This window comes from Tabrizicola flagellatus, assembly GCF_046295235.1.
Lineage (GTDB): Bacteria > Pseudomonadota > Alphaproteobacteria > Rhodobacterales > Rhodobacteraceae > Tabrizicola > Tabrizicola flagellata_A.
Genome location: NZ_JBKBLV010000003.1, coordinates 119,647 through 131,591, shown reverse-complemented (window position 1 = coordinate 131,591; position 11,945 = coordinate 119,647). Strand labels below are relative to the sequence as shown.

At 67.9% G+C, this 11,945-nt stretch carries 10 protein-coding genes; all 10 read left to right on the top strand.

Annotated elements, in window-relative coordinates:
* Positions 1-678 (top strand): FAD-dependent oxidoreductase (locus tag ACK4IU_RS02195; protein WP_409731168.1); only part of this gene is annotated, 678 nt, incomplete at its 5' end.
* Positions 671-1,885, top strand: a complete 1,215-nt coding sequence (locus tag ACK4IU_RS02190; RefSeq protein WP_409731166.1) for an NAD(P)/FAD-dependent oxidoreductase — start codon at positions 671-673, stop codon at positions 1,883-1,885. The genes ACK4IU_RS02195 and ACK4IU_RS02190, both read left to right, overlap by 8 nt.
* Positions 1,882-3,324 carry an FGGY family carbohydrate kinase gene (locus ACK4IU_RS02185; RefSeq protein ID WP_409731164.1) on the top strand — a complete coding sequence of 481 codons (1,443 nt, stop codon included), beginning with the start codon at positions 1,882-1,884 and terminating at the stop codon, positions 3,322-3,324. The genes ACK4IU_RS02190 and ACK4IU_RS02185 overlap by 4 nt, the downstream gene beginning before the upstream one ends.
* Positions 3,325-3,994: 670 nt before the next feature.
* Positions 3,995-4,192, top strand: coding sequence for a hypothetical protein (locus ACK4IU_RS02180; protein ID WP_409731162.1), 198 nt, complete (start codon positions 3,995-3,997; stop codon positions 4,190-4,192).
* A gap of 42 nt (positions 4,193-4,234) precedes the next feature.
* Positions 4,235-4,708 (top strand): imm11 family protein, encoded by a 474-nt coding sequence (locus ACK4IU_RS02175; protein WP_409731160.1) that lies wholly within the window; start codon positions 4,235-4,237, stop codon positions 4,706-4,708.
* 390 nt (positions 4,709-5,098) lie between these two features.
* The gene (locus tag ACK4IU_RS02170; RefSeq protein WP_409731159.1) at positions 5,099-5,962 is read left to right on the top strand and encodes an SH3 domain-containing protein; all 864 of its coding nucleotides are present in this window, start codon (positions 5,099-5,101) and stop codon (positions 5,960-5,962) included.
* Between the two features lie 80 nt (positions 5,963-6,042).
* The gene (locus ACK4IU_RS02165; protein ID WP_409731157.1) at positions 6,043-7,518 is read left to right on the top strand and encodes a PLP-dependent aminotransferase family protein; all 1,476 of its coding nucleotides are present in this window, start codon (positions 6,043-6,045) and stop codon (positions 7,516-7,518) included.
* Positions 7,519-7,850: 332 nt separating this feature from the next.
* Positions 7,851-9,293, top strand: coding sequence for a hypothetical protein (locus ACK4IU_RS02160; protein WP_409731155.1), 1,443 nt, complete (start codon positions 7,851-7,853; stop codon positions 9,291-9,293).
* A 108-nt stretch (positions 9,294-9,401) separates the two neighbouring features.
* Positions 9,402-11,177, top strand: coding sequence for a sulfoacetaldehyde acetyltransferase (gene xsc / locus ACK4IU_RS02155; RefSeq protein ID WP_409731153.1), 1,776 nt, complete (start codon positions 9,402-9,404; stop codon positions 11,175-11,177).
* Positions 11,177-11,917 carry a sulfite exporter TauE/SafE family protein gene (locus ACK4IU_RS02150; protein WP_409731151.1) on the top strand — a complete coding sequence of 247 codons (741 nt, stop codon included), beginning with the start codon at positions 11,177-11,179 and terminating at the stop codon, positions 11,915-11,917. Before xsc ends, ACK4IU_RS02150 begins: the two co-directional genes overlap by 1 nt.
* Positions 11,918-11,945: the final 28 nt, after the last annotated feature.

Here is an 11,945-nt window from a genome sequence, read left to right as displayed (position 1 = left end):
GACAAGACCGCCGCCGCGCTGGCCGGGCACATCCTCTTGCCGGTGCCGACGAAGATCACCAAGGGCATCGTTGTCTGCCGCACCGCCTTCGGCAACCTCCTCGTCGGCCCGACCGCCGAAGAGCAGGACGAGCGCGAGCATGCCAGCCTCGACCGCGAGACGCTGAAGGCGCTGATGCGGCGGGGCGAAGAGATCCTGCCGGCGCTGGCGGGGCACGAGGTGACGGCGGTCTACGCCGGGCTGCGCCCGGCGACCGAGGAAAAGCTCTACCGCATCCGCGATGACCTGGCGCCGGGCTATATCTGCGTGGGCGGCATCCGCTCCACCGGCCTGTCGGCGGCGCTGGGGATCGCCGCGCATGTCGTGCGGCTGGCCGCGCGGGATTTCCGGCCGCTGGCCGATCCGGTCTGGCCGGTGATGCCCAACATCTCGGTCGCGGCTCCGCGCGACTGGGAATGTCCCGGCCACGGCGGCGTGGTCTGCCATTGCGAACTGGTGACGCGGCGCGAGATCGAGGCGGCGCTGACCGGCCCCCTGGCGGCGGCGAGCCTCGCGGGGCTGAAACGGCGGACGCGGGTGACGATGGGGCGCTGCCAGGGCTTCTACTGCACCGCCGAACTCGCCCGGCTGACCGAGGGGCGGCTCGTGCAACCGATGCTGGGGACGGACCATGGCTGAGGCCGAGATCCTGGTCGTCGGCGGCGGGCCGGCGGGTTTGGCGGCGGCGACCGAGCTTGCCCGCGCCGGTCGCCGGGTCATGGTCCTGGAGCGCGAGGCCGAGGCGGGCGGCATCCCGCGCCATTGCGGCCACTATCCCTTCGGCATGCGCGAGTTCCACCGCCTGCTGCGCGGCCCGGACTATGCCGCGCGGTTGCGGGCCACGGCGCTGTCGGCCGGGGTGACGATCCGCGAACGCACCACGGTCACGGCGCTGCGGCCGGGCGGGACGGTCGAGATCACCGACGACACCGGCCCCGCCACCCTGTCGGCCCGCGCGGTGCTGCTGGCCACCGGTGTCCGCGAGACCAGCCGCGCCGCCCGGTTGATCGGCGGCGACAAGCCGGGCGGGGTGATCCCGACCGGGGCCTTGCAGGGGCTGGTCCATCTGAACGGCCAACGCCCCTTCCGCCGCCCGGTGATCCTCGGGACGGAACTGGTGGCCATCTCGGCGCTTCTGACCTGCCGACATGCGGGCATCCGGCCGCTGGCCATGGTCGAACCCGGCGACCGCCCCACGGTCCGCGCCCCGGCGCATTGGCTGGCAAGGCTGATGGGGGTGCCGATACTGTTGCGCAGCGACATCGCCGCGATCCATGGCCGCGCCAGGGTCGAGGGCGTGACACTTGCCACCCCGGAGGGCCCGCGCGATCTGCCCGCCGACGGGGTCGTCGTGACCGGGGGCTTCCGGCCCGACGCCGCGCTCCTGCGCGGCAGTCATCTCGAGGTCGATCCGGCCTCGGGGGGGCCGGTCATCGACCGCTGGGGCCGGCTGTCGGACCCCGCCTGTTTCGCTGCCGGGAACCTCCTGCGCGGGGTGGAGACCGCTGGCTGGTGCTGGGCCGAGGGCCGGCGGACGGCGCGGGCGATCCTTGCCACGCTGGAGGGCCGGCTTCCGCCACCCTCCGGCGCGCGGGTCGCGCTGGACCATCCCGCCCTGCGCCTTGCGGTTCCGCAGGTGATCGGGGCAGGGGGTGAGGCCGCCGCGCACGACCGCTTGCAGATCCGGCTGGCCGCGCCGGCGAAGGGACGGCTCTGCCTGCAGCGCGACGGGGCGACGCTGGCCTCGGCCCGGCTCGACAGCCTGCCCGAGCGTCGTCTGTCGCTGTCCCTGCCGGCCGATCCGGGACCGGGCAGCCTGACGCTGACCATCGAGGAGCGGACATGAGGATCGCCGCCATCGACCAGGGCACGACCAGCACCCGGGTTCTGGCCCTGGACGCGGACGGCGCGCTGCGTCCGGTCCTGTCCCTGCCGCATGGGCAAGGCTACCCGGCCCCCGGCCATGTCGAGATGGACGGCGAAGAGCTTCTGGCCAACATCCGCCGCTGCCTCGATGCGGCGGCGCCGGAGGTGGTGGGGCTGGCCAACCAGGGCGAAAGCTGCCTGGCCTGGGACGCCCGCGACGGAAGGCCGGTCAGCCCGGTGATCTCGTGGCAGGACGACCGGACGGCCGATGTGACGCGGGTGCTTGAACGCGAGGGGGCGGGCGCGCTGGTCATGGCGCGGGCGGGGCTACCGCTCGATCCCTACTTCTCGGCCTCGAAGCTGGGCTGGATCCTGCGCCATGTGCCGGAGGCTGCGGATCTGGCGCGTCAGGGCCACCTGCGGCTGGGCACCACCGACGCCTTCTTCCGCGACCGGCTGACTGGGCGGTTCCAGACCGACATCGCCACCGCCTCGCGCACCTCGCTGATGAACCTGGAAACCGGGGCCTGGGATGCCGACCTCTGCGCGCTTTTCGGGGTTCCGATGGACTGTCTGCCCGAGATCGGCCCGACATCGGGCGATCTGGGGACGCTTCCCGGCGGGGCGCGGCTGGCGGCTTCCATCGTGGACCAGCAGGCCGCGCTTTACGGCCACGGCTGCCGCAGTCCCGGCGCGGCCAAGGTGACCTTCGGCACCGGCGCCTTCGTGCAATGCCTGACCGGGACACTGGTTCGCCCCGAACGTCCCGGGCCCCTGCCCACCGTGGCCTGGCAGCGGGCGGGAGAGCCCGTCGCCTACGCGCTGGACGGCGGGGTCTATGCCGCGGCCTCGGCGGTGAACTGGGCGCGCGAACTGGGGCTGTTCGATGACTTTGCCGAGATTTCCGCCTTCGCCGCTCCGCCGGCCATCGACCGCGGCCTGGTCTTCGTCCCGGCGCTGGCCGGGTTGGGCTGCCCCCACTGGCAACGCGCCACGCGGGGGGCCTGGCTGGGACTTGGGCTTGGCCATGGCAAGGCCGATCTGATGCAGGCGCTCCTCGAAGGCGTGGCGCTGCGCACCGCCGAGGTTCTGGACGCGATGCGGTCGCTTCATGCGCTGGAGGGGCCGGTCTCGGTGGATGGTGGGCTGTCGCGAAACGCCTATTTCGTCGGCTTCCTGTCCGAGGTCGCCGGCCAGGATCTGGTCTTGCCGCAAGCGAGCGAACAGACCGCCGCGGGTCTTGCGCAGATGGCGGCAGAGGCCTGCGGAATCCCGCTTGTGGCAGTGGCGCCGGGCCGTCGGGTGCGGGCGGGTCAGGATCTGCGCCCAGGTCGATTGACCCGCTTTGCCCTTGCGCGGCAGGGCTTGTCGGATCTGGCTGATGCGCTGGGTCAGACGGGCGCGGTCGCGCAATCCTAGGCAAACCAACCGAGCGCCGCGGCCGTGCGGGCGCAGCATCTGCCTCACGGATCTCACCGCAACGCCCGAGACATGCTTCGGGCCAGTCATGAGGTCGCCTTCGCCCGTTGCGGCGGGCTTGACACCAAAGTCACGGTGAGGGTCGTGCCATCCTGCTGCCCTGCGTTCCCCTCGGTCCGGGTGGGCTGGACCATGGTGCCTGAAGATGCCGCAGCGAGCGTCTCCTTGCGATAGACGCTTGAACTACGATGCTGTCCCTGCCTTTTCCCGCACCGTATCCTGCCAGTGAAGACACCGTATCACCCGGCGACTTGATCGTACGCGAGTAAGCGAACGAGGAGCTGAGGCAGGTTCATCGCCGCTGGCGGTGTGAACCAGGGTGGGCATCGAGGTGGCGTTTGACGACTTCAACCACGGGCATCGGACTTTCCGAGGCCGGCACGATCTGGACCGAATACTTGCGGTCCCTTTCGTCTGGAGAGGGTGTCCTCGAAGGCGTACCTTTTCTCATCGCCAGATCAAGGCGTTCAAGCCTCCAGTCGTTGTCTTTGGCTTTGCCTGATGTCTACGCTGATACCGCGGCTTCATTCAAAAAGGCGACGCCATGGGGTCGCCACCGCTCTGGGATGATGTGCGCATCGCGGCAAGTGACCAATTGGAGGGCCAGGCGATGATCTCGATCATGACCAACCACATCCCATCGACGACCGACCGTTACACCTGCAGCTTGCAACCGATTGACGGCAACCTGCGCAAGGTACGGCCAACTGACATGACGATCGACTTCGGCTACCCCGAACAATTCGGCGCCGAATGGCTGCGCCATGGGCGATGGGTCGAATGCGAACACCTGCCGACTTCCTTTTAGGTCAGGGACGCTGACAGCGCTGTTCCGCGCCGGCTGGTCGAGTTGCCCGATCTCGACTCGACCCTTGGCGCCTATATCGTGTCGCAAGCTTTCCGCGAGATCGTCGAGCCTTTCGAGCCGGGTCAGCACCAGTTCGAACCGATCCGGATCGTTTACGCAAAGGGTGAAGAGGAACCACGTCCCTACTACCTCATGGTGGCAGGCCAGCGTGTCGTGATTTCGCTGGACCAAGGGCGCACCCGGCCGCCGATGAGAGAGTTTCCCGAGCGTCCGGGGCTGGTCAATCCCAACCCCGGCAAGCCGCTTCAGTCCTTCAACTCCGGCGCCCCGATCAAGGACTGGGCGCCCGTGTTTCGGCACGAGGCAGTCGCGGGTCGACACCTTTTCTGCGCGGCGGATTTCCGCAACTACCTCTTCGTATCGCGCGAATTGCGGCGGGCCATCGAAGACGCGGGCATGAAGGGGGCAAGGTTCCTTGGGCCTTTTGCGACGACGGATGATGCGATGGCTGGCTGAAAGCGAACTGTCCAAGGACACCTCTTCGCCCGGAGTCAACGGCGCTGCCCTCCGTCGCGCCCGGGAACGCTGCGCTACAGCGCGCCGTGCCTCGTGATTCGCCCGGCATGGTTAACCCCGCGACCGCCCGACAGGATGCCCGACACATGCCAGACAGATGCCAGACGCCTTGCAGACCGGCCAGAGCCGGCAGGGAATCCCGGTTAATCCAGCGTTCCCAGGCACTTGCGTCTGGACTTATCCCAAATTGCCCGCAGCCTGCGAAACCAGACCCGCGCGGCTTTCCGGCGACCTGTCGGGGACATGCATTTCAAAGCCATTCCCGCCTTTGCCGCCATCCGTGTCATACTTCGGCCAAGGCGCGTAACTGCCTGATTCGAGAGGTGACTGATGGACCAGACCCTGGACAGACCGAAACTCCCGCAGCTTCTGGGGGCTCTTGCTGCCGCCTTCCTCGCCGCATGGCTACTCGCCTTCCCCGCCTCGGCCCAGGTCGCGCCACGGGCAGAGCCGATTACCGGTCCCGGCGTCGTCACCATCGGCAACATCGCCACCAACGCCCGCGTCAATGTCCGCTCCGGCCCGGCCGCCATCTTCCCGGCTGTCGGCTCGCTGCCATGGGGCACTCGGGTGAACAAGGGCCTGTGCATCGGCGGCGGCAGCGCGCGCTGGTGCGAGGTCACCACGATCGACGGCAAGATCTCGGGCTATGTCTCGGCGCGCTTCCTGGTCGAGGGCGCGGCCACGACGCCTGACGACAGCACCGCCGGCGGGCCGGATTACTGGGTCGTTCGCGGGCTTGCCGGCAACGAGCGCCTGGGCGTGAGGGTGGAACCCAGGGCCGGTGCCACGCTTCTGGCCACGCTGCGCGAGGGCGAGATCGTCCGCAACCTCGGCTGCCGGGCGACCGGATCCTCGCGCTGGTGCAGGATCCGCTCGACCACCGGCATGGATGTGACCGGCTGGGTCAACGGCCGTTACCTGCGCGAGTCCGGTGCCCCGTCGCGGCCGGTGGTGCCGGACGATGGCGGGCCGGATTTCTACATCGTCCGCGGCCTGGCTGCAGGCGACACGCTGAACGTGCGGACCCAGCCCTCGACCACCGGCCAGGTCATCGCGCAGCTGGCGCAAGGCGCCAAGGTGCGCAATCTCGGCTGCCAGACCTCGGGCCAGACCCGCTGGTGCCGGATCGAGACGACCGGCGGGGTCAAGCTGACCGGCTGGGTCAACGGCCGCTACCTGCGCGAAGGCTGACCGGCAGCGCCACGCGGGAGGCTTGACATCCCGCGTGGCCGGACGCCCTGATCTGGACTCATCCTGCGGTGAGTCCAGCCATGTCCTCGATCCCCGTCGAAGCCTTCTACCTGACCCCCGGCGCGACCGGATCGCTGCAACAGCAGATCCGCACCATGGTCACCCAAGGCATCCTCTCCGGCCGCTTCCGTCCCGGCGCACGGATGCCCTCGTCGCGCGGTCTGGCCGAACACCTGGGCGTCAGCCGGATCACCGTGACACTCGCCTATGCCGATCTCGTCTCGTCCGATTACCTGACTGCGCAGGGTAGGTCGGGCTATTTCGTCTCGGACACCGCGCCCCTCGCGCCAGAGTTTCCCCAGGCCGAGCCCCGCGCGGAAGCGATCGATTTCAAGGGCCTGACCCGAGGTCGGTTCTCGCTCGTCTCCAAGGTGGACCGGCCCGAGGACTGGGACCGTTACCCCTTTCCCTTCATTTATGGTCAGGCCGATCCAACGCTGTTCGACCATCAGAACTGGCGGCAATGCGCTCTGCGCGCCTTGGGCAAACGCGACTTCGCCGCCCTGACCACCGACTATTACGAACGCGACGACCCCCTGCTGATCCAGGAGCTTCTGCGCACCATCCTCCCCCGCCGGGGTATCGCCGCGCGAGAGGACGAGGTGCTGCTGACCCTTGGCGCCCAGAACGCGCTGTTCATAGCGGCGACGGCGCTGTTGGGCCCCGGTCGCCGCGCGGTGGTGGAAAATCCCGGCTACCCCGCCTGGCGCGCCATCGTTGCGGCCACAGGTGCCACGGCCGTCCCCGTCGATGTCGATGCCCATGGCCTCCCGCCGCAAATCCCTGACACTGATGTGGTTTTCACCACGCCCTCCCACCAGTGCCCGACCAACGCCACCATGCCCGTGGACCGCCGCGTGACCCTCTTGGACGCCGCCGAGGCGCAGGGTTTCGTCATCATCGAGGACGACTACGAATTCGAGATGTCCTTCCTGAAACCCGTCGCGCCGGCGCTGAAATCGCTGGACCGGGGGGGCAGGGTGATCTACGCCGGCAGCTTTTCCAAATCCGTCTTTCCGGGCCTGCGCCTCGGCTATCTCGTCGGCCCCCCCGGCTTCATCGCCGAGGCGCGCGCGCTGCGCGGGCTGATGCTGAAACACCCGCCCGGCCATATCCAGCGGACGATGGCCTATTTCCTGGGCCTCGGCCATTACGACGCCCTGGTCAACCGGATGAAGAACGCCTACCGCCGCCGCCGGCAGGTCATGGCCGAGGCCATCGCGGCCGAGGGATTGGAGGTCGCAGGGCAGGGCGGTTTCGGCGGGTCTAGCTTCTGGATGCGCGCTCCCGAGGGCGTGGACACTGAACATCTGGCTCTGGACCTGCGCAGCGACGGCGTCCTCATCGAACCCGGTCGCGCCTTCTTTGCCGGCGAGGGCCCGCGCAACTTCTACCGTCTTGCCTATTCCTCCATCGCCCCCCAGCGCATCCCCGAAGGCGTGGCGTGGATTGCCACGGGAATCGCCCAATTCCGGGGGGCAGGGGTCAACGCATGAGAGCCTACTACTGGTTTGTTGCCGTCGTTGCCGCCTTCGCCCTTTTGGGCATGTCCGCCCCGACGCTGATCCTTGGTCTGATGTTCACCGGCATCGGGATTCCGCTCGCGTTCCTTCTCGGGGCTGCGCCTGCTCTTGCAGCCGTCCTTGTCCCGGCTGCGATCCTGCAATCCACCATCTTCCGCGCCATCCCGGGGCTGCGCGCCACGACCGACAACGTCGCGGGCGTCCCGTTGTCTGTCGGGATCGCGCTTGCCGGAAACGCCGCGCTTTCGCTGGGCGCACGGCAAAGCGGGATCGCGGACCTCGATGCCCTTGCGGCTGGCGATCTGGTGCCCGGAACCCCGCTGGCGCTGCAAGGGTCGGTCGGCGTCGTCGTCGACGGTGATCCCTACGGCCTTGGCCTGTTCGAATATCCCGACCTGTGCCAGCGGCTTTTGCTGACGGGAATTGCCGAGCGTGTGATTCTTGCCCATGCCGACCGGGTGCCCGAGGTACCGGCACCCGACCGCTATGCGACGATCTGGCGGATGGAGCGGCGCGGCATCTGTCCGGCTGTCAGTCTGAACACCAATTCCGCCGGCATGGTGATTCCGGGTGAGCCGAAGCTTGGTCCGGGCACGCGGCCGGTCGATCTGATGTACCTGGAGATCGCCGCCGGAAACTGCCTGATCCGGGAAGAGGGCAGCTATGGCCGCCCGGATTTCACCTTGCTGGACGTCCATGTCGCGAAGGGCCCGGCGCAGGGGCGACGGTCAGCCCTGATCCGTCACGACGGCGCTGCGGACGTGATCGTCGCACAACAGACGGTGGCCACGGGAAATGTGGTCGGCCCGCCGTTGCTGCCGGTTCCGGAACTGTCCATGGATGGTCCGAGCGGAACGGGTCTCTGGCGGCAGTCGACCGCGCCGGACGGGACTGCACCTGGCCCCGTCGTCCGCGACTTCGCGACGTTCCTGACCGGAACGCTGGGCCTGGACCTGGCGCTTGTCACCGAAGGCAGTGGCCAGGCCTTGCGCGATCAGGTGAGCAGGATCCTCGACCAGCCGGGAGAGGTCGCCGACAGCGCCGATCCACTGATTGCCAGCTATCTTCAGTCCTTCGCCTTTGGCACGATGACCGATCCGGCCGACCAGGACATCCTGCTGCGCATCTTCGCACGCCCCGAAATCAGCCTGCCGTTCTGGACCAGCACAGGTTTGCCGACAACTGCACCGGAAAATGCGGCGTTTTATGGCAAAGTCGCAGACCTGACCTTCGCGCGGCTTCCGCTCGCAGAGCGGGATTTCAGCACCGGCGAGGCCGTCGATGGTCTGATCGACCGTCTTCCGGCAGACATCCTCCGGGACCGCAAGGATGTGGTGCTGCGTCTTGCCGCCGATCCGAGTGTTCGCTTCCTGAACAGTCGGATCGTTTCACGTCTGTCCGATCTGGGGGCAGAGGCAGGGCCGGTACTCCTGGACGTCCTGAGCGAGCCACCGCCAGAAGGTGGCGGTGACCTGGCCTATTTCCGGCATGAAGCCTGGAGCGATCAACGGCTTTGGTCCTTTGCCGCGCTGTGCAAGGGCGGTCCGGTCTTTGCCGGCCTGAAACCGAACCTGCAAGCCTTGATCGAGGCGAAGGTGCTGGACGTCCGAAGCCTGATCGGTCTCAGGGCACTGGTGCGTGTCGGATTCACGCTCGAAGAGCTTGAAGGCCTGCTGTCGACCTTCGGTCCCGATCTTGCCAGCACGCTGGACCAGGCATCGAAGGATAGCGCCGACTGCTGGCCGTAAGCCTGGACCTAGCCGGTGCAGGAAGCTGGCCCTAAGGCAAGGCGGGACACGGCAGTAGTGTCCGCGCAACCGGCCTTATCGGGCCGCATCGGACATAGGAGACACGCGATGAAGATGACGACCGAAGAAGCCTTCGTGAAAGTCCTGCAAATGCACGGCATCGAACACGCCTTCGGGATCATCGGCTCCGCCTTCATGCCGATTTCGGACCTCTTCCCGAAGGCTGGGATCCATTTCTGGGACTGCGCCCATGAAGGCTCGGGCGGAATGATGGCGGACGGGTTCACCCGGGCCTCCGGCAAGATGTCGATGATGATCGCCCAGAACGGTCCGGGGATCACGAACTTCGTCACGGCAGTGAAAACCGCATACTGGAATCACACCCCTTTACTTCTGGTTACGCCGCAGGCCGCGAACAAGACCATCGGGCAGGGCGGCTTCCAGGAGGTCGAACAGATGGCGCTGTTCAAGGACATGGTCTGCTACCAGGAAGAGGTGCGCGACCCCTCGCGCGTGGCCGAGGTGCTGAACCGCGTCATCCTGCAGGCCAAACGTCAGTCGGCCCCGGCGCAGATCAACATGCCGCGGGATTACTGGACCCAGGTCATCGACATCGCCCTGCCGGCGGTGGTGGAGTTCGAACGGCCCTCGGGCGGCGAAGAGGCCATCGCCCAGGCGGCGCAGCTGCTGTCGCAAGCGAAGTTCCCGGTGATCCTGAACGGCGCGGGCGTGGTGATCGGGGGGGCGATCCCGGCCTCGATGTCGCTGGCCGAACGGCTGACCGCGCCGGTCTGCGTCGGCTACCAGCACAACGACGCCTTCCCCGGTTCGCATCCGCTGTTCGCAGGACCGCTCGGCTACAACGGGTCGAAGGCGGCGATGGAGCTGATCGCCCAGGCCGACGTGGTGCTGGCGCTGGGGACGCGGCTCAACCCGTTCTCGACCCTGCCGGGCTACGGCATCGACTACTGGCCGAAGGAGGCCAAGGTGATCCAGGTGGACATCAACCCGAACCGGATCGGGCTGACGAAACCGGTGACGGTGGGGATCGTGGGCGATGCGAGGAAGGTGGCCGAGGGGATCCTGGCGCGTCTCTCGAAAACCGCAGGCGATGCTGGCCGGGCCGAACGCAAGGCCCTGATCGCGCAGAAGAAATCGGCCTGGGCGCAGGAACTGGCGTCGATGGATCACGAACAGGACGATCCGGGCACCACCTGGAACGAACGCGCCCGCAAGGCGAAGCCCGACTGGATGAGCCCCCGGATGGCCTGGCGCGCGATTCAGGCGGCGCTGCCGAAAGAGGCGATCATCTCGTCCGACATCGGCAACAACTGCGCCATCGGCAATGCCTACCCGTCGTTTGAGGCGGGCCGGAAATACCTCGCGCCCGGCCTCTTCGGCCCCTGCGGCTATGGCCTGCCCTCGATCATCGGCGCCAAGATCGCCTGCCCGGATACGCCCGTGGTGGGCTTTGCCGGGGACGGCGCCTTCGGCATCGCGGTCACCGAACTGACCGCCATCGGCCGCCCGGAATGGCCCGCGATCACCATGGTCGTCTTCCGCAACTACCAGTGGGGCGCCGAGAAGCGGAATTCGACGCTCTGGTATGACGACAACTTTGTCGGCACCGAACTGGATACCGACGTCAGCTACGCCGGGATCGCCAGGGCCTGCGGGCTGCAAGGCGTGCAGGCGCGGACGATGGAGGAACTGACGGCGGCCCTGCGCAAGGCCATCGACGACCAGATGAACCATGGCAAGACCACGCTGATCGAGGCGCTGATCAACCAGGAACTGGGCGAACCCTTCCGTCGGGACGCAATGAAGAAGCCGGTCGAGGTGGCCGGCATCCGGCGCGAGGACATGCGGCCTCAGGTGGTCTGATGCCCTATGACCTCGGCCCCGGCGCACTGGCCTGGCTTGCCTTGGCCTGCCTCGTGGCAGGCTTTGTGCGCGGCTATTCGGGCTTCGGCTTCTCGGCCCTGCTGATTGCGGCATCAAGTCTGGTGACCAATCCGCTGAATTTCGTTGCGGTTGTGGTCATTCTGGAAACGGTCATGTCGCTGCAACATGCCAGGGGGGCCGGGCCGGACGTGGACTGGCGCCGGGTCGGCTGGCTCCTGGGCGGGGCGGCGATCGGGCTGCCCTTGGGCCTTTGGGTCCTGACTGGGGTCTCCGAGGATACGGCGCGGGCGGTGATCTCGGGCTATGTGCTCATGATGTGCGTCGTGCTGCTGGCCGGCTGGCGGCTCGCCTCCGAGGTGCGGGGCGCGCCGAACGGGCTGGCCGGGGTGATCTCGGGGCTGGCCAATGCGCCCGGGATGGGGGGGCTGCCGGTCGCGGCCTTCTTCGCCGCACAGCCAATGCCGGCGGCGGTGTTCCGCGCGACGCTGATCGCCTACTTTCCGCTCCTCGACCTCTATTCCGCGCCGCTTTACTGGCTTGCGGGGCTGGTGACCTGGGACACGCTCTGGGCCGCGCTCATCGCGCTGCCGGTCACGCTGTTCGGCAACTGGCTGGGCGGGCGGCACTTTTTCGGCACCGACCCGCAGGAGTTCCGCCGCTTTGCGATCATCCTGCTGGCGGGTCTGGCCACGCTGGGCCTCGGGAAGGCGCTGATTTGATGTGGCTGATTGTGAACGCGGGTTCGTC